Origin of the sequence: Kosakonia sp. MUSA4 (assembly GCF_013085925.1) — a bacterium.
Lineage (GTDB): Bacteria > Pseudomonadota > Gammaproteobacteria > Enterobacterales > Enterobacteriaceae > Kosakonia > Kosakonia sacchari_B.
In genome coordinates this window covers 1,271,412-1,295,491 of record NZ_CP025697.1, presented here as the reverse complement: position 1 = coordinate 1,295,491, position 24,080 = coordinate 1,271,412, and the positions used below count along the sequence as shown (strand labels likewise).

Here is a 24,080-nt window from a genome sequence, read left to right as displayed (position 1 = left end):
ATGTGACACAGGTGTCACACCGCGACAGAGCAACTGGCACTGTCTGGCGCGGGCGGGCGTTTTTATAGTGACGTCACAACCCCGCACAGGAGAAGACGATGAGTGAAGCAAAGAAAGTGGTGTTTATTACCGGCGCAACCTCCGGTTTTGGCGAAGCGGCAGCGCAGGTGTTTGCCGATGCGGGCTGGTCGCTGGTGCTGAGCGGGCGTCGTCTGGCGCGTCTCGAAAGCCTTAAAGACCGCCTTCAGGGAAAAGTACCGGTGCATATTATTGAACTGGATGTCCGCGATAAAGATTCAGTGAAAAGCGCCGTGGCGTCGCTGCCGGCTGAGTTCGCCGATATTACCGCGCTTATCAATAACGCCGGGCTGGCGCTGTCGCCACAACCTGCGCAGCGCGTGGATCTTGAAGACTGGCAGACCATGATCGACACCAACGTGACCGGGCTGGTCAACGTGACCCACGCCCTGCTGCCTACGCTGATTCAACACGGCGCAGGCGCGTCTATTATCAATATTGGTTCGATTGCCGGGCAGTGGCCCTACCCTGGCAGCCATGTTTATGGCGCGACCAAAGCATTTGTGAAGCAGTTCAGCTATAACCTGCGCTGCGATTTACTCGGTACCGGCGTGCGCGTGACCGATCTGGCGCCGGGGATTGCGGAAACGGAATTTACGCTGGTGCGCACCAAAGGCGACCAGGCCGCATCGGATAGCCTCTATCGCGGCACTACGCCGCTGACCGCGCAGGATATTGCCGAACAGATGTTCTACATCGCGACGCTGCCGGATCATATGAATATCAACCGCGTGGAAGTGATGCCGGTACGCCAGGCCTGGCAGCCGTTTGCCATCGACCGTGACTGAGTGACCGCCCTCTTCCTGCGGGAAGGGGGTTTGGCTGACGTACAAAATAAAACGCCCCGGCTGATGCCAGGGCCTGGTGTTTTAAGTGTCGCTAAGTACTGCAAGGTTTTACCCCGCCCGGCGCTTATCTCCGGCACTCACAATTGATGTGGCGTTAGCTCTGTAAGGGGTGTAGTCATAGTAGTCAATCGGATTAATCCTGGCAATACGTAAAGCGCACAGCACGAAAGATGTATGACGTCGATCATTCTTTTCGCGCCACTGGCACGCAGAAATACGACAACTGTCACTAACCACGCGCACTGCGCCTGTTTATGCTGCTTTTCCCCGCCCCGATCCCTTTCCTGCCCCATCACAAAGCAAACGCGCCGACATCTGCACTAAATTGATGAGTAAAATTCATTATCGTGCAGCCAAATGCGGTAAAAATGCGGAAATTAACCCCTGGCACAAAAATGGCATGGTGAAAAAGAAACCTAACCAGTTAGTCAAAAAACAGGGGGAGCAGGATGAGCCAGGTGATGTTTGCTGAGGAGAGCGCCGTGGTGTCCTTAAAGAGCGCCAGCGCCACAGCGCGGCCCGCCATAACCGTCAGTCAGGCCAGCGTTATCTATCCGGCGGCGGATAAACCCGTACACGCGTTACAGGACATTAATCTGACGATTCGCCAGGGCGAGTTTGTCTCGTTTATCGGGCCATCCGGCTGCGGCAAAACCACCCTGCTGCGGGTCATTGCCGATCTTGAGCCGATTACCTCCGGCGATGTACTGGTGAACGATATGTCGCCGTCAGAAGCGCGCCAGGCCGGAGCTTACGGCTATGTCTTTCAGGCGCCGGTGCTTTTGCCGTGGCGCACCGTGGTAGCCAACGTCAAATTGCCGTTGCAGATCCAGGGCGTACCGCCGGAGCGCTGCGATGAAATCGCCCGTGAGCAGCTTTCACGCGTTGGCCTGAAGGGTTTTGAGAAAAAGTACCCGTGGCAGCTCTCGGGCGGCATGCAGCAGCGCGTGTCTATCGCGCGGGCGCTCGGCTTTGAGCCGAAGATTTTAATGATGGATGAACCCTTTGGCGCGCTCGACGAACTGACCCGCGACAACCTCAACCAGCAGCTTCAGCAACTGTGGTACAACGAGCAGCGCACGATGGTGTTTGTTACCCACTCCATTGCCGAAGCGGTTTATCTGTCGACCAAAATCGTGGTGATGTCGCCGCGTCCGGGGCGCATCGTGAAGGTGATCGACTCCCCGCTTCCGGCACAGCGCGATTTGGCGATCCGCAATACGCCTGCATTCCTCGCGCTGGCGCAGGAGGTGCGCGAAGCGCTGGTGGAGGGGCATCATGATCGCTGAGCGGCGTCTTATTGCAAACGCACTGCCGGTGGGCATGGTGCTGCTGGTCGCGCTGGTGCTGTGGTATTTGCTGGCGCTGGCGCTGAATGCGCCCGGCGTGATTGACCGCGTACTGGCCCCGCGCGGCGCGTGGAATTATCACGATGTGATGCAGGCGGCGCTGAATGCCAGCCGTCCGCTGCTGCCCGCGCCGCACCAGATTGCCATCGATATCTGGAACAGCATCACCCAGTGGCCGCTCACCTCGCCGCGTAACCTGCTGTTGCATACCTGGGTCACCGCCAGCGCAGCGCTGACGGGTTTTGCCATGGGCGTAGTGCTCGGCGTAGTGCTGGCGGTGTGCATTGTTCATTCGCGCACGCTGGATAAAGCCCTGCTGCCGTGGATCGTCGCCTCGCAAACCATTCCGGTGCTGGCGATAGCGCCGATTGTGCTGATCATTCTGGGCAGCGTCGGCATCACCGGCATGCTGCCCAAAGCCACTATCGCCATGTATCTCTGTTTCTTCCCGGTCACCATCGCCACCGTGCAGGGGCTGCGCTCACCGCAAAAAATGGAGATGGAACTGATGCACACCTGGGCTGCCCGGCGGGTTGATATCTTCTGGACGGTGCGCCTGCCCTCTTCGCTGCCGTATCTGTTTCCGGCGTTTCGCGTGGCGATTGCCAGCGGGCTGGTCGGCACGATGGTGGCCGAGTTGCCCACCGGGGCGCAGGCCGGGCTGGGCGCGCGCCTGCTGACCGGCTCCTACTATGGCAACACTATTCAAATCTGGTCAGCGCTGGTAATGGCCTCGCTGCTTGGGCTGGTGTTAACCGGGCTGGTCACACTCACGGAACGGCTGGTGATGCGCCAGCGTAAGGGGGGATGATGAAACGCACTGCGATACCTGGCACGTTTTTGCTGGTCGGCGCACTGCTGCTGTTGATGCTGTCGCTGATCCAGTTGAGCGGGCAAACGCCGCTACCGGCTCCGCTGTTGCTGGTCAATGTCCTGCTGGTGCTGTGCGCGCTGGCAGGCTGCACCGCCGCCTTCAGCCGTCTGCGCGGCACTCTGTTCGCCGTCACGTTGCTGGCGAGCGTACTGTGGCTGGCGTGGCAGCCGATTCACGGTCTGACGCTGGGCGCCGTGGCGCTGCTGGCGATGGTCAGCGTGCAACGTCTGGCGCGTTCAATGCTTCCGGCCGCCAGCGTCGCGGCACTGCTCGGCCTGTGGCTGTTGTGGTTCTGGCAAATTCTGGTGACCGGTTTCGCCGTGCCCCAGGTGATCCTGCCTGCGCCGCTGGACATTCTTGCCGCGCTGGTCAATAGCGTGCCGCTGCTGGCGGGCGATGTGCTGCAAACGGTGATCAAATCCGTGCTGGCAGGTTATCTGCTCGGCAGCGGGCTGGGGATTGGCGTGGCGATTCTTATTGATCGCTTGCCGTTTTTACAACGCGGATTACTGCCGGTGGCCAGCCTCACCAGCACCGTTCCGCTGGTCGGCGTCGCACCGATTGCCGTGATGTGGTTTGGCTTTGACTGGCCCTCCAAAGCCGCGGTGGTCACGCTGGTGACCTTCTTCCCGGCGCTGGTCAATACGCTGGCCGGGTTAAAAGCCAGCGGCAAGCTGGAGCAGGAACTGATGTATTGCTACGCCGCCACGCCAGGACAAAGCCTGCGGGTGCTGCGTCTGCCTGCCGCGATGCCGTTTATTTTCAGCGCCCTGAAAGTGAATGCCACGCTGTCGCTTATCACCGCGATTGTGGCGGAATTTTTCGGTTCGCCGACCGCCGGACTGGGCTTTCGCATCTCCACCGAATCGGCGCGCATGCATATGCCGGTGGTGTGGTCGGCGATTGTTGTCGCCTCGATCGCCGGTTCCCTGTTCTACAGCCTGCTGGTTCAGCTCGACCGGCGCGTGAATTTCTGGCACCCCACGCTACGTGGGAGCGCCACTCAGAAGTAAAACATTAATCGAAGTAGGCTCACTAACCCGAGGAGTTCTCTAATGATAAAAAGTTTCGCTTTGCGCCGGGGTTTGTTGCTGGCGGCAATGTCTGTACTGGCCTTTCAGGCGTCCGCTGCCGAGAAAGTCACACTGCAACTGAAGTGGCTGCCGCAATCGCAGTTCGCCGGTTACTACGTGGCGCAGCAAAAAGGGTTTTATCAGGATGAAGGGCTGGATGTCACCATTAAACCCGGTGGCACCGATATCTCCCCGGTGCAGGTGATTGCCGGTAAATCCGCCGATGTGATTGTCGACTGGCTGCCGGATGCGCTGGCCTCGCGCGAAGCGGGCGTGCCGCTGGTGAATATCGCCCAGGTGTACGATCGTTCCGGGATGATGCTGACCTGTAAAAAATCGAGCGGCATCAAAACCCCGGCCGATTTCAAAGGCAAAACCCTTGGCGTCTGGTACGGCGGCAACGAATATCCGTTCTTTAACTGGATGAACAAGCTGGGCCTCAAACCGGGTAAAGACATCACCATTTTAAAACAGGGCTTTAACGTTGATCCGCTGTTGCAGGATCAGGCCGCCTGTATTTCGACCATGAACTACAACGAATACTGGCAGTTGATCGATGCCGGGCTGAAGCAGGACGACTTAATCACCTTCCCGTATGAGGATCAGGGCGTTTCCACGCTGGAAGATGGGCTGTATGTTCTTGGCTCCGATCTGAAAGATCCGGCCTTTGTCAGCAAAATGGCGAAATTCCTCAAAGCGTCGTTTAAAGGCTGGGATTACGCGGTGAAACACCCGGATGAAGCGGCGAAAATCGTGGTGGCAGAAGATGCCTCCGGCGCTGCCACGGAAGAGGTGCAAACTCGCCAGATGGAGAACGTGGCGAAGCTTATCACCAACGCCAATACGCCGAAAATCGGCTATCTCGATCCGGCCGCGTACCGCCGCACTATCGACGTGTTGCTGCACAGCGGCGGCGATACACCGGTTATCAAGAAAGATCCGGGTGACAGCGGTATGACGCACGAAGTCTGGGACGCCGCCGCCAAACTGAAATAACCCCCGCCGCCAGGGAGGGCGGTTTTCTCACGGAGCACACTATGAATGAGGTTCTTCTCCACGGCGTGGTGGAGTCACCCGATAAGGGACGCATTCGTCAGGATAACGAGGCCATTATCCTGCCAGCGGCGGAGCGCGTGTTTGCCCGCTACGGCTTTCGCGGCGCGACGATGCAACAGATTGCCGACGCCGCAGGCCTGCCGAAAGCCAATCTGCACTACTACTTTGGCAACAAACACAATCTCTACCTGCGGGTGCTGGAAAACATTCTCCACGACTGGTTGTCGCCGCTGGAGGGGATCTGCGCCAGCGCCGAGCCGAAAAGCGCGCTGGCGGAGTATGTCGGGCGCAAAATCCACTTCAGTTTCAGCCGCCCGGAAGCCTCCAAACTCTTTGCCAACGAGATCCTGCAAGGCGCGCAGGTTGTGCATCCGTTACTGAAAAGCGAACTGCGCCAACTGGTGGAAGAGAAAGCGCGCATCCTCGATGGCTGGATTGCCGCCGGTAAAATGCGCGCGCTGGATACCACGCACTTCTTCTTTACCGTCTGGTCGATGACGCAAACCTATGCCGATTTCGATATCCAGGTGGAAGCCGTCTGCGGCGAAGATGCCCACAGCGACACAATGCAGGCGCGCGCCACGCAGCATGTGCTGAGCGCCGTCTGGCGTATCTGCGGGCTGGAATAACCTTCTTGCTGCTAAATGCAGCAATAATCGGCAAATTTGGTGCGAAATGCACCAAAATGCGACGATCATTTTAGTGCAATCGATCCTGAAGATCCCTGAACCGCTGATTTCTCCTGCCCTGCCGCCATTCGCGCCAAGATGGCACACAAATCGCATGGCTATTTGTGAAAACTTAACCATCTGGTCAGGATTATTCAGGAGGCATGATGAACACACTCGATACGCCGGGGATCTGCCCCGGTCGGCTGACGCCCGCGGAGTATGCCCGTGCGTTCAGCGATGGCGACCCCGCGATCTCTTCCACTCAGGCGGTGCTGGAAGCGGAACGCTGCTACTACTGCTTTGATGCCCCCTGCACCCGCGCCTGCCCGGCGGAGATCGATGTACCGAGCTTTATTCAGCGCATTGCGCAGAGTAACGATCGCGGCGCGGCGGAAGTGATCCTGCGGGCCAATATTCTTGGCGGCACCTGCGCTCGCGTCTGCCCGACTGAAACCCTCTGCGAACAGGCCTGCGTGCGCAATGCGCAGGATGGCCGTCCGCTGGATATCGCCCGTTTGCAGCGCTACGCCACCGATCGCTTTTTCGCCGCTCCCGGCAAACCGCTGTTTAGCCGCGCCGCCAGCAGCGGCAAACGCGTGGCGATTGTCGGCGCCGGGCCTGCCGGGCTAACCGTGGCACATGCGCTGGCGCTTGCCGGGCATGAGATTGACCTGTTTGATGCCCGTGCGAAAGCCGGTGGCCTGAACGAATACGGCCTGGCCCGTTACAAAGTGACCGGGGATTTTCCGGCGCAGGAAGTGGCGTGGCTGCTGTCGGTGGGCGGCATCACCCTGCATTGCAGCAAAACGCTGGGCCAGCACTTCACGCTGGCGCAACTGCGCGCAGAGTATGACGCGGTATTCCTTGGCCCCGGTTTAGCAGGCGTGAATGCGCTCGACAGCGACACGCCAGAGCCGTTCGGCGTGCGCGAAGCCGTTGAGTTTATTGCCGAGCTGCGCCAGTGCGCCGATCTCAGCCAGATGCCGGTGGGCCGCAATGTGGTGGTGATTGGCGGCGGGATGACCGCGGTGGATGCTGCCGTACAGGCGAAAAAGCTTGGCGCGCGCGAAGTCACCCTGGTTTACCGCCGTGGCGAAAGCCAGATGAAAGCCTCCCTGAAAGAGCAGCAGTGGGCAAAAGCGTGCGGCGTCACATTGCGCTTTCTCGCCGCGCCGCTGCGCTTTGAACAGCAGGATAACCACTTAACCGGCGTGACCTTTTCCCTGATGCAACAGACCGACGCCGGGCTGACGCCTGGCGGTGAAACCTTCACGCTGGCGGCGGATATGGTGCTGAAAGCGATTGGGCAAACCTACGATCCGCGCCCGGCGCAGGGCGTGGCGTTAAGCGGCGGGCGCATCGCCGTTGATGAGGAAGGACGCACCTCCCTGCCCGGCGTCTGGGCCGGCGGCGACTGCTGCGCAGACGGGCTGGATCTCACCGTCGATGCGGTTAAACAGGGCAAAGCCGCCGCCCGCTCCATCCTGCTGGCACTCGCCATTTCGCAGGCCGATGCCGCCAATGCCACCTTTTTCCAGGAGCCTTCTCATGGCTGATCTGCACAGTAATTTTCTCGGCATTCACAGCCCCAACCCGTTCTGGCTGGCTTCGGCGCCGCCGACCGATAAAGAGTACAACGTCGAACGCGCGTTCCAGGCCGGCTGGGGCGGCGTGGTGTGGAAAACGCTGGGTATAGATCCGCACGTCGTCAATGTCTGCGGGCCGCGCTACAGCACTCTGCGCGGCGCGGATCGCCGTATTCTTGGGCTGAACAATATTGAGCTGATCACCGACCGCTCGCTGGAGACCAATCTTGCAGAGATCGCGCGGATTAAGCAGCGCTGGCCGGATCGGGCGGTGGTGGTATCGATTATGGTGCCCTGTGAGGAAGAGGCGTGGAAATGGATCCTGCCGCAGGTGGAAGCCACCGGCGCAGACGGCATTGAGCTGAACTTCGGTTGCCCGCACGGCATGAGCGAACGCGGCATGGGCGCGGCAGTCGGCCAGGTGCCGGAGTATATCGAAATGGTCACCCGCTGGTGCAAACAGTATTGCCGCCTGCCGGTGATCGTCAAACTGACGCCGAACATCACCGATATTCGCTACCCGGCGCGGGCGGCAAAAGCGGGCGGCGCGGATGCCGTTTCGCTGATTAACACCATCAGTTCGGTGATGGGCGTTGATCTCGACCAGATGCTGATGACGCCGCACACCGGCAATCAGGGTTCCCACGGCGGCTACTGCGGCCCGGCGGTGAAACCCATTGCGCTGAATATGGTGGCGGAAATTGGCCGCGACGCGCCAACGCGCGGTTTACCGATCTCCGGCATTGGCGGTATCTCCACCTGGCGCGATGCCGCCGAATTTATCGCGCTGGGCTGCGGCACCGTCCAGGTCTGTACGGCAGTAATGGTGCACGGCTTCCAGATTGTGCGCGACATGGTAAGCGGGCTGGAAAACTACATGGATGAGAAAGGGTTTCGCACGCTGGAGGATTTTCGCGGCATGGCGCTGGGCAGCGTGACCGACTGGCGCTACCTCAACCTCAATCACGTCGAAAAAGCGGTCATCGACCAGACAAGCTGCATCAAGTGCGGGCGCTGCCACCTGGTATGCGAAGACACCTCGCACCAGGCGATCTCCACCAGCCTGATGGGCGAGCGCCACTTTGCCGTACGCGAGGAAGATTGCGTTGGCTGCAACCTCTGCGCCTCGGTTTGCCCGGTAGAAAACTGTATTTCGCTGCGTCACCTGCAACCCGGCGAAGTCGATAAACGCACCGGAAACGTGGTTTCCGACCAGTACGCCAACTGGACAACCCACCCCAATAACCCGATGGCGACCACGGCGTAAACCGGGTCAGGCACAGGAGAAGAGCATGCGTAATGTGTTGATTAAAGGCGGCACGGTGGTCAATGCGGACTGCCAGCGCCGCGCCGATGTGTTGTGCGTTGATGGCCTGATCGCCGCCGTCGGCGACGCCTCACTGTGGGATCTTCCGGCACACACGGAAGTCGTGGATGCCGGAGGCCTGTATGTGATGCCCGGCGGCATCGATCCGCATACCCATATGAATTTCCCGTTTATGGGCACGACGACGGTCGATGATTTCTACAGCGGCACCGCCGCCGCGCTGGCGGGCGGCACCACGACGATTATCGATTTTGTTATCCCCAATCCGCAGCAACCGCTGATGGAGGCGTATCAGCAGTGGCGCGGTTGGGCAGAAAAAGCCGCCGCCGACTACAGCTTCCACGTCGCCATTACCTGGTGGGATGAGAGCGTGCGCGAGGATATGGGGCAGCTTGTACAGCAGGAAGGGGTGAACAGTTTTAAACACTTTATGGCCTACAAAAACGCCATCATGTGCGACGACGAAACGCTAATGAACAGTTTCCGCCGCTGCCTGGAGTTAGGCGCCATGCCCACGGTGCATGCGGAAAATGGCGAGATGGTGTATCTGCTGCAACAGGAGATGCTGAAACAAGGGATCACCGGCCCGGAGGCGCATCCCCTCTCGCGACCGCCGGAAGTGGAAGGCGAAGCCGCCAACCGCGCGATCACCGTCGCCAGCATTATGGGCGTGCCAATTTATGTCGTGCATGTCTCCTGCCGGGAATCAGCAGAAGCGATTGCCCGCGCGCGTAGCCGCGGTCAGCGCGTTTACGGCGAAGTACTGGCGGGCCATCTGGTGGTGGATGACAGCGTTTACCGTCACCCCGATTTCGCCTTCGCTGCCCCCCATGTCATGAGCCCGCCGTTTCGCGATAAATCGCACCAGGCTGCGCTGTGGCACGGTTTGCAGTCCGGTCAGCTTCATACCACCGCCACCGATCACTGTACCTTCTGCGCCAGCCAGAAAGCCGCCGGACGGGATAATTTCACCAAAATCCCGAACGGCTGCGGCGGCGTGGAGGAACGGATGATGGTGCTATGGGATGCAGGCGTTAACAGTGGCCGTCTGACGCCGAGTGAGTTTGTCGCCATCACCTCTGCCAATACCGCGCGGCTCTTTAACCTCTACCCGCGTAAAGGCGTGGTCACGCCCGGCGCGGATGCCGATCTGGTGCTGTGGGACCCGCAGGGCAGCAAGGTGCTGTCCGCTGCGACCCATCATTCACGCAACGACTTTAATATTTTCGAGGGCCGCGTCGTTACCGGCGTCCCGGCCTATACCCTCAGCCAGGGCGTGGTGGTCTGGGCTGACGGTGAACTGCGCGCGCGTGAAGGCGCAGGACGCTATATCAAACGCCCGGCCTTCGGACCGGATTTCAGCGCCGCCGCGGTCTGGGAGCGCCATCGCGCGCCGCAGGCCGTGCAACGTTAATTGGGGAGAAAAAAGATGAGTGAAACGATCTCCGCGCCGGACGCCGTGGTTGCGACGGGCGACCTGCGTATTAATGGCCAGCGCCTGTGGCAGTCGCTGATGGATCTGGCGCAAATCGGTGCGACGCCGAAAGGCGGTTGTTGTCGCCTGACGCTCACCGACCTTGATCGCCAGGGGCGCGATTTGGTGGTCGGCTGGGGCAAAGCGGCCGGGCTGTCGGTGGAAATAGACCAAATCGGCAATGTCTTTATGCGCCGCGCCGGGCGGAATAACAGCCTGCCGCCCATCGTCGCCGGGAGCCATATCGATACCCAGCCGACCGGCGGCAAATTCGACGGTAACTTTGGCGTGTTATCCGCGCTGGAAGTGATCCGCACGCTCAACGACAACGGCATTGAAACCGACGCCCCCGTCGAGATGGTGTTCTGGACTAACGAAGAGGGTTCGCGCTTTGTTCCGGTGATGATGGGTTCTGGCGTCTTTGCCGGGATTTTTCCGCTGGAGCAGGCCTATGCGGCGACCGATACCGCAGGCAAAACGGTACGCGATGAGCTGTTCAACATTGGCTATGCGGGCGAGCATACGCCAGGCCAGCATCCGATTGGTGCCTATTTTGAAGCGCATATTGAGCAGGGGCCGATTCTGGAAGAGCAGGATGTCGCCATCGGCGTGGTGCAGGCGGTGCTGGGGATCCGCTGGTACGATTGCACGGTCACGGGGATGGAGTCGCACGCTGGCCCAACGCCAATGGCGATGCGCAAAGATGCGCTGCAAGTGGCAACTGGCCTGATGCAGGAGGTGATCGCCATCGCTCACCAGTTTGCCCCGCACGGGCGCGGAACGGTGGGCATGGTGCAGGTGCATCCTAACAGCCGTAACGTGGTGCCGGGCAGCGTTACCTTCTCCATCGATTTTCGCAATATGACCGATGCCGAGGTCGATAAGATGGATGCGGCGCTGAAAGCCGTGATCCAGCAAACGGCGCAGAAAACCGGGCTGGATATCGCTTTGCGCCAGGTATCGCAGTACCCGGCTGCGCCCTTCCATGCCGATTGCAAGGAGGCTGTACGCCGGGCGGCGCAGCAATTAGGTTATTCTCATATGGATATTGTTTCCGGCGCCGGACATGACGCCGTATATATGAGCATGCTGGCACCGACCGGAATGATCTTTATTCCCTGCAAAGACGGCATCAGCCATAACGAAATTGAGTATTCGTCGCCAGAACAGGTGAGCGCCGGTGCCAATGTGTTATTGCATGCGATGCTGGAAAAAGCCGGAGTGGTGGCGCGCAATAACTGATGTCAGCAAGGGAAATAGCCCGATTGTCTGCCGTCGGGTTATTTTCTTGCCTCAGTTGCCGATAAATATCGCAATACTGTATGATTCTGCCATTCTGAATTTGACTTAAATTCCTCAGAAGTTTACAAAAGACACTGCCTTCCCCAGCTCCGACTTGCGTCTTTTCCGTTTTCGTCCAGGCTTCCATTTTACCCTGCGGAAAAATGGCGGGGATTGACCAGGTCAAACTCGCGCATTACCGACTTTTAAAAGATTTGCAGGCATCTGTAAGTGGAGTTTCGCATGTTCTCTTTTGTCGCCCGCCAGGCGATTTTTGATGCAAATATGAACACAGTCGGTTACGAGTTGTTGTTCAGAGACAGTATGACGAACCGGTTTCCCGATGTAACGCCGGAGTACGCGACTGCTCAAATTATTGTGGAACAATTTCTCGGCGCGCCGCTGGGCCGTCTGAAAGAGTACAGCGCTATTTTCGTCAATTTCCCCTACGAATTGCTGGTGCAGGGCATGGCGGAAACGTTGCCGAAAGATAGAGTGATTGTGGAAATTCTAGAAACGGCCAAACCGACGCCGCTGCTGCTGCACACGGTAAAACAGCTCTCTGCGCACGGCTTTCGCATTGCGCTGGACGACTTCGAACTTGGCGATGGCTGGAATGCCTTTCTCCCCTATATCAGCATCATTAAATTCGATGTGCGGGTAAACACGCCGGAAGAAATAAGCGGCTATATCAAAGACAAAGGTGCCTTACTAAAAGATACGGTGTTTCTGGCGGAAAAAGTCGAAACGCAGGAAGAGTATGAGTGCTTTAAAAATATGGGCTGCACGCTGTTTCAGGGCCATTTTTTCAGCAGGCCGGTGATCCACTCCGGCAACAAGCTGATTCAAAATCAGGCCATCACCCTGAAACTGATGAAAGAGGTGAATACCGATTCGCCGGATTTCAATAAGATCGAAGCGTTGTTGAAGCAGGATCTGGCGCTATCGTTCAAAATCATGCGTTATGCGCAAAATATTGTCTTTAACGCCCGCGGCATTAAACATATTCGCAGCCAGTCGTTAAAAGACATTATTTTTTATCTCGGCACCAATGAGCTGCGCCGCTTCGTGCTGGTCTCCTGCCTGACATCGGTCAATAAAGACGAGACCGATGATATTTATCGCCAGAGCCTGATTCGCGCCAAGTTTTGCGAACTGGCCTCGGCGCACTCGATCAGCCGCCACTCCGCAGACGATGCGTTTATCGTCGGCCTCTTCTCACAACTCGACAGCATTTTTGAAATGCCGATGGCAGATCTGATAAGCCAGATCGATATTTCCGCCAACGTCATGCTGGCGCTGCGGGAAAAGAAAGGCACATTGTATCCTTACCTGCGCCTGATCGAACTCTACGAACAGCACCAGTGGGAAGAGGTCAGCGCCCTTGGTCACCGCCTGGGTTTCAACCGCAGCATGATTGCGGAGCTGATTAAAGCGGCAACCAAATGGACCAACGATATTCCTTCTGACAGCCTCTGAGGCAAAACCCGCACAGAGACGAAAGTTTTTTTACGCCACAATTTAAGTTTTTCCCTCCGGCGGCCGCCTTTTCAGAGAAGACGGAAAAGAGGCGCTTTGCGCTTTTCATCCTCTTCCCTGTGCTTCTGGATTAAAACGATGGAAAAACTCACTGTTTATGGCTATCGCCTGGGTAAAAATAGCGACATAGAATTTTTACCGTTAAAAAAAAGCCTTATCCGCTATGGTTCTGCGGAAGGCAACGTCAGTTTACGGCTAACAATGGCTAATTTGCTGACCTACCTGTTAAGTCATGCGGTTGGCACCGTGGTGGCGGATAAAGCATTGCAGGTTCAGGTGTGGGAAAACCACGGCCTGCGCTGCTCCAGCCAGCGTTTGTGGCAGGTAATGAATAACCTGAAGCGCAAGCTGGAGCAATTTGATTTACCAGAAGATTTTATACTGCGGGTGGCGGGAAAAGGTTATATGATCCCGAATGAGATGGTGCTTAAACTTTATTGTCGGGAAGGTTTTTTCAAAGCGGATGGCGACGCACGGCTTCAATAAATAAATGGAAGGCATTACTGTGCTGTTGCCGGTTCGGGTAATAGAGAAAATAACCGGGAATAACCGGGCACCACTCCTCTAACACCTGTACCAATTCGCCGGATGCCAGCGCATCGTTAACCAGATCCTCAGGTACATAAGCCAGACCAAGACCGGCGCTTGCCGCTTCAACGCACTGCCTCACGGTATTGACAATAAACCGCCCTTTCACTTTAACTTTTATTTCCTGCCCGGCCCTGGCAAATTCCCAGCAATAGATACCTCCGCTCGTCGAGAGGCGAAAATTAATACACTCGTGCTGATATAAATCATCCGGTGTCACAGGCGCGGAATGCTGTGAAAAATAGTCGGCAGAACCAACGACCTTCATACGAAAATCAGGGCTGATGCGTACCGCAACCATATCTTTTTCAATGAATTCTCCCAGCCTGACGCCAGCATCAAAACGTTCAGCGACAATATTATTAAAACCATTGTCGATAAACAGTTCGACATTAATTTTTGGCCAGGCCGCCAGAAATTCTTTTACCTTTGGCCATAAATAAGCGTCCGCAGCATGTTCGCTGGTGGCAATGCGAATATTCCCCACCGGCAAACTGTTATTACTCGCTAAATCGTTGATCTTTTCATCAATTTCCCCCAGACGCGGAACAAGGATATTCAGCAACTGTTCGCCAGCTTCCGTTGGCGCGACATTACGCGTGGTGCGGATCAGCAACTTCACCCCCAGACGCTCCTCCAGCGTTTTCACCGAATGACTTAACGTCGATTGGGTAACGCCGAGTCTTGCCGCCGCTTTCGTAAAACTGCACTCACGAGCCACTTCAATAAAGGATAATAGATTGACAATATTCTCTCGTAGCATTGATTTTATGCGCTATTCCCAACGTTAATTTTTATGTGCAGAAATCCTTTTCAGGCAACTCCCGGCGTCAGCATACGCTGATATTTCGACAAGGGAGTTAACACTTCAAGCTATTATTCTTACCAATTGAAATATTGCGTGCACAGCTAACCGCAATGTCATCACGCTGTCAGCTTACTGTTAGATTTCATTTTCTTACATCTATTATTTCGCCACTGCTTTTATTTATGAATATCACTCATAAACACATGCTGCATAATTGCATGAATAACCGGTTTATATTTTTTCTCACCACCCGCATCTTTCAGAGTGATAGGGCGATGCGGTAAACCGCAGGCCCGACGGTGCTGCGCCATCGAACTGATTCACGCCGAGTAGCGCAGCGTGTCAATTAAACGCGCAAAGGCGGCGGTATGCTGTTTGCGGCTCGGATAGTAGAGAAAGTAGCCGGGAAAAGGTTCGCACCATTCATCGAGCACTGTCTCAAGCGTTCCCTGCGCCACCGCATCGGTTACGCAATCTTCCGGGACGAACGCCAGCCCCATTCCGCTGGTTGCCGCATTAATACGCGAAGCGAGATTATTGAAGGTTAATTGCCCTTCGACCCGCACGCGGATCTCCTGCCCGTCTTTAGAAAATTCCCATGCATATAATCCGCCGAGCGTCGGCAAGCGCAGATTAATACAGTTGTGGCTTTGTAAATCATGCGGTGTTTGCGGTTTACCGTAACGCGCAAAATAAGCTGGAGAACCCACCACAACCATGCGCCAGTCGGGGCCAATACGCACCGCGACCATATCTCTGGCGACCTGCTCGCCAAGGCGGATACCGGCATCATAACGTTCAGCGACAATATCGGTCAGGGTATTATCAATGGTTAATTCAACATGCACGTCGGGGTAGGTTTCGAGAAACGGCTGCAGCACAGGCCACACGGTGGAATGCAAAGCGTGTTCGCCAAGTGTGATACGAATATTCCCCGCCATACGATCGCGCATATCAGTCAGCGCAATCAGTTCTTCCTCAATCTCTTTAAAACGCGGGCCAATACTATTAATTAATAACTCACCCGCTTCGGTTGGCGCAACGCTGCGGGTAGTACGCGTTAATAAGCGAATTTGCAGTCTTTCTTCCAGCCCGCGAATAGCATGGCTGAGCGCCGATTGCGATACACCCAATTTTGCTGCCGCGCGGGTAAAACTCCGCTCCCGCGCTACTACAATTAAATAGAACAGATCGTTAAAATTATCTTTTAGCATTTCTGCCCCTTTGTCAGATTATGTCATGACGGGTTATGCTACACTCTGCCTGCTATTAAATATATGTTCATAATTCACGAATCGTGCGGCAAAATGGCTCTAATTGCGAAGAAGATCACTTGTTTTCATGTTATAGACACCTTTTGAAAATACCTTTAATGAATTTACTTCATAACCTCAAGTAATAATCACCTCTTAATCAGTGCTCATCCAGACGGTAATATCACGATCGTTATGGCAGTAATACCCCCCACAAAACTGACGAGGTTTTTATGCAAAATTTTACTTTTATCACGGCTGCCCTATTTATTTTAGGCACGACACAACAGGCCTTTTCCGCCGAACAAATTAGCGACAGTAGCGGCAAACAAAGAATTGGCGTGGTCTCCGTCAGCAATGCGCTGACGCTGGATGAACTGGTGAATCAGCTTGCTGAAAAAGCCGATCGGCAGGGTGCGAGCGCTTTTCGGGTATTAGCGACAACCGGCAATAATAAACTGCACGGTGATGCCGAAATCTATAAATAACGGCACGACAATCCCCTCCGCTCATTCACCGAAGACGTCTGGCATTTTAATCAACCGGGATTGTAATTGACAAAAAATCAAGGTTACTAAAAAGGATGCTTCAGTGGTCAAACTCGAACATATCATTGATGAATTGCTCATCTGGATTGACAACAATATTCATAAGCCGTTGAAAATAGAAGATGTGGCGCAGCGTTCCGGTTATTCAAAGTGGCATCTGCAACGCGTTTTCTATCAGGTAAAAAATACCAACCTGGCGAATTATATTCGCGACAGAAAACTGGAAATGGCGGCGCGCGATTTAATCCAGAGTGACGAAAGCATACTCACCATTTCGTGGAAATATGGCTTCGACTCGCAGCAGTCGTTCACCCGTAGTTTTGCAAAAAAATACAGTTTACCGCCCTCCCGCTTTCGGCGTTTAAACGGCAAGACAGAAACCACCCACGCGCCAATTTGATTCTGCCTGCCCTTTGCTTTTGAGAATGCCTGGATATCGAATTTTTCATCATCCTGCCAGGATGCTGGCGATTATTGTGATGCTTGCAGGCACCATCGCATCGGCGACGGCTCACCGGCGCGGTTGCAAGATGTCGCTCGTATCGAACGCGGTGGCGAAAACTGGCGCCACGCGAAACATCGATGAGGACGATGAATCATTTCAAGCCAACGGCCGGAATTTCCGGCCTTTTTTATTTGCTGCTATTTTAATTACTTACTCATATTAACTATATTTAGCCATGCAGCAGCGGCGGATATTTGAAAATAAAATATCCGCTATTAGCGGCTAGCAAATATAGCCACCTGATTAACCCTGCAAATTTAAAATCACATATTGCCAATAAAGCTCCCGGGGAATACCCCGGGGATATTAAAAAATAAGCAATAGACAACTAAAAAAATGCAATGAGGTTAATAAAACGCTGTTAACTTACCCCACCTACGGCGCAAAAATATTATCGATATGTGCGATAAAAAATAGTTCAACCGGATCAACGTAAATATTTATCAATCTGTGCTAAAAACAATTTACATATTTACAGAAACGGATCCCCGATGATAAACAGTGGGGTACAACCTGAATTAACCATGAACCATTTTCATAAATGGCGGCGGATTCTTGTTGCTATTAAAAAACAGTGGCAATTTCTAAGGGTTTATTTATATGAAAATTTCTCAACTGAGTCTTTTAGTCTCTGCTGCGGTGCTGTGCTCTTCTGTACAGGCTGCGGAAATCTATAATAAAGACGGTAATAAGTTAGACTTATATGGTTTGATTTCAGCAGAACATTATTTTTCTGATAATAGCGGCTGGGATGGTGACCAGACTTATATGCGTCTTGGCTTCCGTGGTGAAACACAAATCAACGACCAACTCACGGGTTACGGCCAGTGGCAGATGCATATCGATGCCAATAAATCCGAAGGCGACACCAATACACCGCGTACGCGTTATGGTTTTGCTGGTTTAAAATTCGCCAATTATGGCTCACTGGATTACGGCCGTAATAAAGGCGTTTTGTATGACTCACTGGGTTATACCGATATGCAGCCTGAATTCGATGGCATGACCTACGGTTCCGATCAGTTTATGTTCAGCCGTGGTAACGGCATGCTGACTTACCGCAACACTGATTTCTTCGGCCTGGTGGATGGTCTGAATTTCTCCCTGCAATATCAGGGTAAAAATGACGGCGCGGGCGAATCTGGCGCCGGACGTAATGTGCTGCGCCAGAATGGCGACGGCTACGGTATGTCGCTGGAATATAACATTGGCGCAGGCGTAAGCGTTGTCGGTGCGATGAGTTCTGCCGATCGTACTAATGCGCAGAATGATACGGCCAATATTTATGGCAGCGGTAAACGTGCTGAAGCCTATTCCGGCGCAATCAAATATGACGCCAACAGTATTTATCTGTCAGCCATGTTTACTCAGGCTTATAACGCTTCACGCTTCGGTAGCTCATCCAGCGATACGCAGACCTTCGGTTATGCGAACGAATCGCAGATTTTTGAAGCCTATGCCAGCTATCAGTTCGACTTTGGCTTACAGCCGTTCGTTGCGTATAACGCGCTGAAAGGCAAAAAAATCGGCAGCAATACCAGCGGTGTTAGCTACGGTGATGAAGATATCGAAAAATATGTTGACCTGGGTGCAACTTACTATTTCAACAAAAACTTCAATATGTTCGTCGATTATAAAATTAACCTGATCGATGACGATAAATTCACCGAAGCGGCTGGCGTTAATACCGATGACGTTGTCGCTGTAGGTATGGTTTATCAGTTCTGATTCTGTACAGAGGCGGCGCTCGCCGCCTCTTCTTTTCCCCGCTGATTTTGTATTCTTCCTTGTGCGTAACCTCTTTTTATTAAAAGAATTGTTGAGTTTTGTTATCTGACAAGTTCGTAATTTTCAGGTCAGAATCTTGTCAGCCTCGCTGCGTAAAATAGCCGCTGTAAGGACGATTTTTTACTTCTGTAAAATATGAGGTGGTTAAGATGAAAAAGGTTACAGCAGCGCTTTTCGCAACGACTCTGGTTATTTTCTCAACGGCAACCTGGGCAGCAACGGAAGTGACCTCCGCAGCCGGAATGCAGCCGATTGGCAGCGTCTCGGTGTCCGGTGCCGATACCTTAAGCGACCTGCAACACCAGCTGAAGCAGAAAGCAACGCAAGACGGTGCCAGCAGCTTTAAAATCGTTTCCGCCGGTGGCGATGATAAATATTATGGCGTTGCGACGCTGTATAAATAAGCCGCAGGCCGGATATCCGGCGAAAAAGGGGGGCCAGCCGTGCCCCCCTTCTCTTTTCGCATCCTGAAAAGCCGTTATACGATTCGCTTGCCTGCGGCATCCACAACCTGCTCGCCATCTTCTTTCGTGAATGCCCCTTTTTGCTGACCGGGCAGAATATCCAGCACCACTTCCGAAGGACGACACAGCCGCGTCCCCAATGGCGTCACCACGATCGGGCGATTAATCAGGATCGGATACTGCAGCATAAAATCGATCAACTGCGGATCGGTGAATGTCTCCTGCGCCAGCCCCAGTTGTTCGTAAGGTGCGACGTTTTTACGTAGCAGCGCCCGCACCGAAATACCCATATCCGCAATCAGTGTATTTAGTTCATCACGCGATGGCGGCGTTTCAAGATAGAGAATAACGGTCGGCTCTTCGCCGCTGTTACGGATCATCGCCAGAGTATTGCGTGACGTGCCGCACTCCGGGTTGTGATAAATAGTGATGTTGCTCATAGCTGTGTCCCGTTACGGATGAATAGAGAGGCGCAGCGCCAGCGCTACCAGCGTGACAAACAGTACCGGCAGCGTCATGACCATACCGGTACGGAAGTAGTAGCCCCAGCTTACGCGTATATTTTTTTGTGCAAGCACATGCAGCCACAGCAGCGTCGCCAGGCTACCAATTGGCGTGATTTTGGGCCCAAGATCGCAGCCAATCACGTTGGCATAAACCATCGCTTCTTTCATTACGCCGGTTGCCGTACTGCCATCAATGGCCAGCGCGCCCACCAGCACGGTCGGCATATTATTCATCACCGAAGAGAGGAACGCTGTAATGAACCCCGTTCCCAGCGTGGTCGCCCATAATCCTTTCCCGGCCAGCATATTCAGAATGTCGGTGAGATACGCGGTTAATCCGGCGTTGCGCAAGCCATAGACAACGAGGTACATCCCTAACGAAAAAATCACGATTTGCCACGGTGCGCCGCGCAGCACTTTCCCGGTATTGATGGCGTGGCCTTTTTTCGCCACCGCCAACAGAATCAGCGCACCAACTGCCGCAATGGCGCTGACCGGAATGCCCAGCGGCTCCAGCACAAAAAAACCGACCAGAAGCAGCAGCAGAACAACCCAACCGGCGCGGAATGTTGCACGATCTTTAATCGCCAGCGCCGGTTCTCGCAGTTTTTCCATGTCATACACCGACGAGATATCCCGGCGAAAGAAGAGATGGAGCATGATTAGCGTCGCGATAATCGCCGCGATATCCACCGGCACCATCACCGAGGCATATTCCCTGAATCCGAGCCGGAAGAAATCGGCCGAGACGATGTTGACCAGATTCGAGACAATCAGCGGCAGGCTTGCCGTATCCGCAATGAACCCGGCCGCCATCACAAAGGCCAGCGTGGCACGTTTGCTGAACCCCAGCGCCAGCAGCATGGCAATAACAATCGGCGTCAGGATCAGCGCCGCGCCATCATTGGCGAACAATGCTGCCACCGCAGCACCAAGCAAGACAATATAAGTGAACAGAAGCCGACCGCGCCCGTTTCCCCAGCGAGCAACATGCAGCGCCGCCCATTCGAAAAAGCCGGATTCATCCAGCAACAGGCTGATAATAATGACAGCAATAAAGGTAGCCGTCGCATTCCAGACAATATTCCATACCACCGGGATATCACTGAGGTGAATCACCCCGCAGACCATTGCCAGCCCGGCGCCAATCACCGCGCTCCAGCCAATACTCAACCCCTTCGGCTGCCAGATAACCAGCACCAGAGTGAGCAAAAAAATTGCCCCTGCCAGTAACATCGCTTACTCCATCACATCTGAATTTATGAATATGTTTGAAACTTCAACACATGCCGGACGCTGCGACTTTTAGCCTTTCGCGTGTCTCTTCGCGCAGACAGTTCCAGCTGGTATCGATGACGCCAGCGGCCCAGGCCGGAATATGCGGGGAGAGGCGATAATGAACCCATTTCCCCTCTCGCCGGTCGATAACCAGGTTGTATCCGCGCAGGATCGCCATATGGCGGGAAATTTTGGGCTGAGATTCTCCTGTCGCCGCACAGAGATTGCAGACGCAGAGTTCTCCGGCTTCGCGGAGCAGCATCACAATTGACAGGCGGGTTTCATCGGAGAGCGTTTTGAAAAGCTGAACCGGATGTAGCATGCTGAGCCCCAAAGGTGTCTATTTACATATATGATAAATCACATATGTAATGATTTAAAGCGACACGTGAGGTAAAGCGTCTGGCGTAGAAGAATGAAGCGTTTCGCTTATGCGAAACATGCGTCGCGCAGAATACGGCGGAATCTTCCCCGCCGCTTCAGCATAAGGTATTTGCCCTTAGCGCTTTTCCGCCTCGCGGCTGGCTGCCTCGCGCTTTAGCGCCAGAGTAAAGCCGAAGGTATTGATCCCGTTTGCGCTGGTGGCAAACACATCGCCCTGATGCATATTTGCCACCGCGCGGACAATCGACAGCCCCAGACCGTGGTGCGTATCGCTGCGGGTGCGGGAGGCATCCACACGATAGAAACGCTCAAACAGCCGCGCAAGGTGGCTTTGCGCGATCTCCTCGCCGTTATTCGACACCGCGACGTGCGCCAGTTCACCGACGTTTTGCAGCCGCACAATGATTGTGCTGTCCTGCGGCGCATGGCGGGCGCTGTTTTCCAGCAAATTGGCCAGCGAACGGTGGAACAGACGGCGGTCAATGGATGCCGTCACATCCCCCTCGACCTGCACCTGGAGATTCTTCTCGGCAAACGATGGCTCGACATACTCAAACGTTTTGTAAGCCTCTTCGCGCAGAGAAACCGTGGTGAGCTGCGTGGCGTGTTCGCCCGCCTGGGCATGGGATAAAAACAGCATATCGTTGACGATGGAGGTCATGCGCTCCAGCTCTTCGAGGTTAGACTCCAGCAGATCCTGTAACTCTTCTATGGAGCGTTGACGCGACAAGCCAAGCTGCGTCTGGCCAATCAGGTTGGTCAGCGGGGTGCGCAGTTCGTGCGCCACATCGGCATTAAAGCTCTCCAGTTGGCGCCAGGCGATCTCCTGGCGCTCCAGCGCGCCATTAAACGAGACGGCCAGCGTTTGCAGTTCGTCCGGCAAGGTGTGCGCCTGCAGACGCTGACCATGATTACCCGGCGCAAGCTGGTGCGCCTGCTCGCTCAATGTATTCACCGGCCGCATACCGAAACGGGCGATCAGATAACCCAGCAGCGCAATCAGGAAGACGCCGATACAGCTGACCAGCACCAGCGCGCAGGTAAATTCATACAGCGTGCCCATATAAGGCGTGGAATCGATCGCCACCACGTAGCGCATCGCCGGGCGTTCGCCGCTCGCCGGGATTTCACGGGAGTAGAGGAACAGCAGACAGGAGGCTTCCGTTTCGCCGGGCGCGGTGCTGAACCCCTCTTTCAGCGAAGCCCACTCAACGCCTTTCGGCGGCGGGCCGCCCATATCAAAGCGGGGATCATCGGCCACCAGCCAGTACTTCACGCGCCCGCCCTCATAGGAAGAGAGCGTGCTAAATTTGGTGGACAGGGATTTCCAGCCGTCGATGGATTGCCGGTTTTCCACCCACGGTGCCATCAGCGATTCACGGAATAATAATTCGTTATGCATCTGGCTTTGCAGCGACTCATACAACGAGCTTCTGAGCACAACGCCAAAAGTGACGACGACAAACACATACGCCACGGCGAACATCAGCGCCATGCGTCCGGCAATCGAGTGTTTACACAGAGAGAGCGCGTTCAACTGGCTTTACTCTCCACGCGGGTTTCCAGTACATACCCCATACCACGCACCGTGTGCAGCAGCTTAACGGGATAGGGATTATCAACTTTGGCGCGCAGGCGTTTAATCGCCACTTCGACCACGTTGGCATCGCTGTCAAAATTCATGTCCCAGACCTGTTCGGCGATCATCATTTTCGACAAGATTTCGCCCTGGTGACGCGCCAGCAGGCTCAGCAGCGCGTACTCTTTCGCCGTTAGCTCCAGACGGTCGCCGCCTCGCGTTACGCGCCGCGCCAGCAGATCGAGGTGCAGATCGTGGATATGCAACTGGGTGATGTCCGCGCCGTCGCCAGGTCTGCGGCGCAGCAGCGCCTGAATGCGCGCCACCAGCTCGATCAGCGAAAAGGGTTTTGGCAGATAATCATCCGCGCCGTGGCGCAGCCCTTTTACCCGCTCTTCAACCGAGCCGCGCGCCGAGAGCATCAGCACCGGCGTCTGTTTACAGGCGCGCAGCCGCTCCAGAATCTGGTAACCGTCCATACCGGGCAACATGATATCCAGCACAATCGCGTCGTACTCGTACTCCAGCGCCAGGTGCAGCCCTTCGACGCCATTATCAACGACATCGAGAGTGAAACCCTGTTCGCTCAGCGCACGGTTAATATATGACGAGGTCTTTTCCTCGTCTTCGATGAGTAACAGCTTCAAAGGGGCGACTCCTTCAACGTTCCGGCACCTGCCGCAAACATATTCATAGCCGCAATGTTACCGCTGTTGGGCTGACATTTAGCTGACATTTTTTCACCGTTTTAGCGACAAAATGCAACCTGATGATTAACCGCATATCGTGGCATCAATTCTGCGCTAGCTTTGATGGTACCGACGCCATACGCCCGGCGGCATATGGTATTTACGGGCAAAGGTGCGGGTGAAAGTTTGCTGTGAGTCATAACCATAACGCGTGGAAATAGTGATGATCGAATCTTCCGTTGTCAGCAACGCTTCAGCGGCACTTTCCAGCTTCTTATTGCGGATATAAATCCCCAACGGCACCTGCATCACTTCCTGAAAAAGACGCTGTAAATGCCATTTTGAATAACCGGCCCGCGTGGCAACATCGCGAATTCTGAGCGGACGGTCGAGGTTTTCATCGATCCACTGCTGGATCTCATGTACCACCATCTGTTGCATACCCATCGTGAAAGCCTCCTTCTTAAGGAGCGTTCACCTTAACGCAGCCATACTGACTCAAAAGTGACGCGAAAATGATAATCCTGTCAGTTT

The 24,080-nt window shown here is 54.9% G+C and carries 24 protein-coding genes; 16 read left to right on the top strand and 8 right to left on the bottom strand.

Features of this window, described 5'->3' with window-relative positions; translation table 11 throughout:
* The first annotated feature begins 98 nt into the window (after nt 1–98).
* From C0557_RS06160 to C0557_RS06105, 12 genes are all read left to right on the top strand, one after another.
* Nucleotides 99–866: an SDR family NAD(P)-dependent oxidoreductase gene (locus C0557_RS06160; protein WP_208657860.1), complete on the top strand. Its 768-nt coding sequence runs from the start codon at nt 99–101 to the stop codon at nt 864–866.
* Nucleotides 867–1,375: 509 nt separating this feature from the next.
* Nucleotides 1,376–2,215, top strand: coding sequence for an ABC transporter ATP-binding protein (locus C0557_RS06155; RefSeq protein WP_208657859.1), 840 nt, complete (start codon nt 1,376–1,378; stop codon nt 2,213–2,215).
* Complete coding sequence (locus tag C0557_RS06150) at nt 2,205–3,086, top strand: ABC transporter permease (RefSeq protein ID WP_074776800.1); 882 nt, start codon at nt 2,205–2,207, stop codon at nt 3,084–3,086. Before C0557_RS06155 ends, C0557_RS06150 begins: the two co-directional genes overlap by 11 nt.
* Nucleotides 3,083–4,162: an ABC transporter permease gene (locus C0557_RS06145; protein ID WP_253073788.1), complete on the top strand. Its 1,080-nt coding sequence runs from the start codon at nt 3,083–3,085 to the stop codon at nt 4,160–4,162. The genes C0557_RS06150 and C0557_RS06145 overlap by 4 nt, the downstream gene beginning before the upstream one ends.
* A 42-nt stretch (nt 4,163–4,204) precedes the next feature.
* A complete protein-coding gene (locus tag C0557_RS06140) occupies nt 4,205–5,218 on the top strand; it encodes an ABC transporter substrate-binding protein (RefSeq protein ID WP_208657858.1) in 1,014 nt (337 codons plus the stop codon).
* Nucleotides 5,219–5,259: 41 nt separating this feature from the next.
* Nucleotides 5,260–5,907, top strand: coding sequence for a TetR family transcriptional regulator C-terminal domain-containing protein (locus tag C0557_RS06135; protein ID WP_074776798.1), 648 nt, complete (start codon nt 5,260–5,262; stop codon nt 5,905–5,907).
* Between the two features lie 203 nt (nt 5,908–6,110).
* Entirely contained in the window at nt 6,111–7,505 is a 1,395-nt protein-coding gene (locus tag C0557_RS06130; RefSeq protein WP_253073787.1) for an NAD(P)-dependent oxidoreductase, read from the top strand.
* Nucleotides 7,498–8,802 (top strand): NAD-dependent dihydropyrimidine dehydrogenase subunit PreA, encoded by a 1,305-nt coding sequence (preA, locus tag C0557_RS06125; RefSeq protein ID WP_208657857.1) that lies wholly within the window; start codon nt 7,498–7,500, stop codon nt 8,800–8,802. The genes C0557_RS06130 and preA overlap by 8 nt, the downstream gene beginning before the upstream one ends.
* A 25-nt stretch (nt 8,803–8,827) precedes the next feature.
* A complete protein-coding gene (gene hydA / locus C0557_RS06120) occupies nt 8,828–10,276 on the top strand; it encodes a dihydropyrimidinase (protein WP_208657856.1) in 1,449 nt (482 codons plus the stop codon).
* A gap of 15 nt (nt 10,277–10,291) precedes the next feature.
* Nucleotides 10,292–11,578 (top strand): Zn-dependent hydrolase, encoded by a 1,287-nt coding sequence (locus tag C0557_RS06115; protein WP_208657855.1) that lies wholly within the window; start codon nt 10,292–10,294, stop codon nt 11,576–11,578.
* 282 nt (nt 11,579–11,860) lie between these two features.
* Nucleotides 11,861–13,096 carry an EAL and HDOD domain-containing protein gene (locus C0557_RS06110; protein WP_208657854.1) on the top strand — a complete coding sequence of 412 codons (1,236 nt, stop codon included), beginning with the start codon at nt 11,861–11,863 and terminating at the stop codon, nt 13,094–13,096.
* Nucleotides 13,097–13,234: 138 nt separating this feature from the next.
* Nucleotides 13,235–13,642: a helix-turn-helix domain-containing protein gene (locus C0557_RS06105; RefSeq protein ID WP_208657853.1), complete on the top strand. Its 408-nt coding sequence runs from the start codon at nt 13,235–13,237 to the stop codon at nt 13,640–13,642.
* On the opposite strand, the gene C0557_RS06100 is transcribed toward C0557_RS06105, so the two are convergent.
* Both C0557_RS06100 and C0557_RS06095 read right to left on the bottom strand, forming a co-directional pair.
* On the bottom strand, nt 13,611–14,507 hold the full coding sequence (locus tag C0557_RS06100) for a LysR family transcriptional regulator (protein WP_208657852.1): 897 nt from the start codon (nt 14,505–14,507) through the stop codon (nt 13,611–13,613). The genes C0557_RS06105 and C0557_RS06100 overlap by 32 nt on opposite strands.
* Before the next feature lie 365 nt (nt 14,508–14,872).
* Nucleotides 14,873–15,766, bottom strand: a complete 894-nt coding sequence (locus C0557_RS06095; RefSeq protein WP_208657851.1) for a LysR family transcriptional regulator — start codon at nt 15,764–15,766, stop codon at nt 14,873–14,875.
* A gap of 272 nt (nt 15,767–16,038) precedes the next feature.
* Here C0557_RS06095 and C0557_RS06090 point away from each other — a divergent pair, with 272 nt between their 5' ends.
* The 4 genes from C0557_RS06090 (at nt 16,039) to C0557_RS06070 (ending at nt 19,050) form a co-directional block, all read left to right on the top strand.
* The gene (locus C0557_RS06090; RefSeq protein ID WP_074776789.1) at nt 16,039–16,293 is read left to right on the top strand and encodes a YdgH/BhsA/McbA-like domain containing protein; all 255 of its coding nucleotides are present in this window, start codon (nt 16,039–16,041) and stop codon (nt 16,291–16,293) included.
* 103 nt (nt 16,294–16,396) lie between these two features.
* Nucleotides 16,397–16,753, top strand: a complete 357-nt coding sequence (locus tag C0557_RS06085) for a helix-turn-helix domain-containing protein (RefSeq protein WP_208657850.1) — start codon at nt 16,397–16,399, stop codon at nt 16,751–16,753.
* Between the two features lie 705 nt (nt 16,754–17,458).
* Nucleotides 17,459–18,586: a porin OmpC gene (gene ompC, locus C0557_RS06075; protein WP_208657848.1), complete on the top strand. Its 1,128-nt coding sequence runs from the start codon at nt 17,459–17,461 to the stop codon at nt 18,584–18,586.
* 209 nt (nt 18,587–18,795) lie between these two features.
* The gene (locus C0557_RS06070) at nt 18,796–19,050 is read left to right on the top strand and encodes a DUF1471 domain-containing protein (protein WP_074776785.1); all 255 of its coding nucleotides are present in this window, start codon (nt 18,796–18,798) and stop codon (nt 19,048–19,050) included.
* A 74-nt stretch (nt 19,051–19,124) separates the two neighbouring features.
* Here C0557_RS06070 and arsC read toward each other — a convergent pair whose 3' ends face one another.
* From arsC to C0557_RS06040, 6 genes are all read right to left on the bottom strand, one after another.
* Nucleotides 19,125–19,550 (bottom strand): glutaredoxin-dependent arsenate reductase, encoded by a 426-nt coding sequence (gene arsC / locus C0557_RS06065; RefSeq protein WP_208657847.1) that lies wholly within the window; start codon nt 19,548–19,550, stop codon nt 19,125–19,127.
* Between the two features lie 12 nt (nt 19,551–19,562).
* A complete protein-coding gene (locus tag C0557_RS06060; RefSeq protein ID WP_208657846.1) occupies nt 19,563–20,852 on the bottom strand; it encodes an arsenic transporter in 1,290 nt (429 codons plus the stop codon).
* A gap of 43 nt (nt 20,853–20,895) precedes the next feature.
* The gene (locus tag C0557_RS06055) at nt 20,896–21,216 is read right to left on the bottom strand and encodes a metalloregulator ArsR/SmtB family transcription factor (RefSeq protein WP_208657845.1); all 321 of its coding nucleotides are present in this window, start codon (nt 21,214–21,216) and stop codon (nt 20,896–20,898) included.
* A 177-nt stretch (nt 21,217–21,393) separates the two neighbouring features.
* Nucleotides 21,394–22,800, bottom strand: coding sequence for a heavy metal sensor histidine kinase (locus C0557_RS06050; protein ID WP_208662807.1), 1,407 nt, complete (start codon nt 22,798–22,800; stop codon nt 21,394–21,396).
* 11 nt (nt 22,801–22,811) lie between these two features.
* A complete protein-coding gene (locus C0557_RS06045; protein WP_074776781.1) occupies nt 22,812–23,504 on the bottom strand; it encodes a heavy metal response regulator transcription factor in 693 nt (230 codons plus the stop codon).
* A gap of 156 nt (nt 23,505–23,660) precedes the next feature.
* Nucleotides 23,661–23,993, bottom strand: a complete 333-nt coding sequence (locus C0557_RS06040) for a helix-turn-helix domain-containing protein (protein WP_007373714.1) — start codon at nt 23,991–23,993, stop codon at nt 23,661–23,663.
* Nucleotides 23,994–24,080 lie beyond the last annotated feature (87 nt).

What these genes read in the sequence shown, in the direction of transcription:
- C0557_RS06145 (WP_253073788.1), top strand. Translation starts at nt 3,083, where the DNA reads ATGATGAAACGCACTGCGATACCTGGCACGTTTTTGCTGGTCGGCGCA.
- C0557_RS06090 (WP_074776789.1), top strand. Translation starts at nt 16,039, where the DNA reads ATGCAAAATTTTACTTTTATCACGGCTGCCCTATTTATTTTAGGCACG.
- C0557_RS06055 (WP_208657845.1), bottom strand. Translation starts at nt 21,216, where the DNA reads ATGCTACATCCGGTTCAGCTTTTCAAAACGCTCTCCGATGAAACCCGC.
- C0557_RS06140 (WP_208657858.1), top strand. Translation starts at nt 4,205, where the DNA reads ATGATAAAAAGTTTCGCTTTGCGCCGGGGTTTGTTGCTGGCGGCAATG.
- C0557_RS06155 (WP_208657859.1), top strand. Translation starts at nt 1,376, where the DNA reads ATGAGCCAGGTGATGTTTGCTGAGGAGAGCGCCGTGGTGTCCTTAAAG.
- C0557_RS06150 (WP_074776800.1), top strand. Translation starts at nt 2,205, where the DNA reads ATGATCGCTGAGCGGCGTCTTATTGCAAACGCACTGCCGGTGGGCATG.
- hydA (WP_208657856.1), top strand. Translation starts at nt 8,828, where the DNA reads ATGCGTAATGTGTTGATTAAAGGCGGCACGGTGGTCAATGCGGACTGC.
- C0557_RS06110 (WP_208657854.1), top strand. Translation starts at nt 11,861, where the DNA reads ATGTTCTCTTTTGTCGCCCGCCAGGCGATTTTTGATGCAAATATGAAC.
- C0557_RS06100 (WP_208657852.1), bottom strand. Translation starts at nt 14,507, where the DNA reads ATGCTACGAGAGAATATTGTCAATCTATTATCCTTTATTGAAGTGGCT.
- C0557_RS06060 (WP_208657846.1), bottom strand. Translation starts at nt 20,852, where the DNA reads ATGTTACTGGCAGGGGCAATTTTTTTGCTCACTCTGGTGCTGGTTATC.
- ompC (WP_208657848.1), top strand. Translation starts at nt 17,459, where the DNA reads ATGAAAATTTCTCAACTGAGTCTTTTAGTCTCTGCTGCGGTGCTGTGC.
- C0557_RS06135 (WP_074776798.1), top strand. Translation starts at nt 5,260, where the DNA reads ATGAATGAGGTTCTTCTCCACGGCGTGGTGGAGTCACCCGATAAGGGA.
- C0557_RS06105 (WP_208657853.1), top strand. Translation starts at nt 13,235, where the DNA reads ATGGAAAAACTCACTGTTTATGGCTATCGCCTGGGTAAAAATAGCGAC.
- C0557_RS06070 (WP_074776785.1), top strand. Translation starts at nt 18,796, where the DNA reads ATGAAAAAGGTTACAGCAGCGCTTTTCGCAACGACTCTGGTTATTTTC.
- C0557_RS06160 (WP_208657860.1), top strand. Translation starts at nt 99, where the DNA reads ATGAGTGAAGCAAAGAAAGTGGTGTTTATTACCGGCGCAACCTCCGGT.
- C0557_RS06115 (WP_208657855.1), top strand. Translation starts at nt 10,292, where the DNA reads ATGAGTGAAACGATCTCCGCGCCGGACGCCGTGGTTGCGACGGGCGAC.
- C0557_RS06040 (WP_007373714.1), bottom strand. Translation starts at nt 23,993, where the DNA reads ATGGGTATGCAACAGATGGTGGTACATGAGATCCAGCAGTGGATCGAT.
- C0557_RS06130 (WP_253073787.1), top strand. Translation starts at nt 6,111, where the DNA reads ATGATGAACACACTCGATACGCCGGGGATCTGCCCCGGTCGGCTGACG.
- arsC (WP_208657847.1), bottom strand. Translation starts at nt 19,550, where the DNA reads ATGAGCAACATCACTATTTATCACAACCCGGAGTGCGGCACGTCACGC.
- preA (WP_208657857.1), top strand. Translation starts at nt 7,498, where the DNA reads ATGGCTGATCTGCACAGTAATTTTCTCGGCATTCACAGCCCCAACCCG.
- C0557_RS06095 (WP_208657851.1), bottom strand. Translation starts at nt 15,766, where the DNA reads ATGCTAAAAGATAATTTTAACGATCTGTTCTATTTAATTGTAGTAGCG.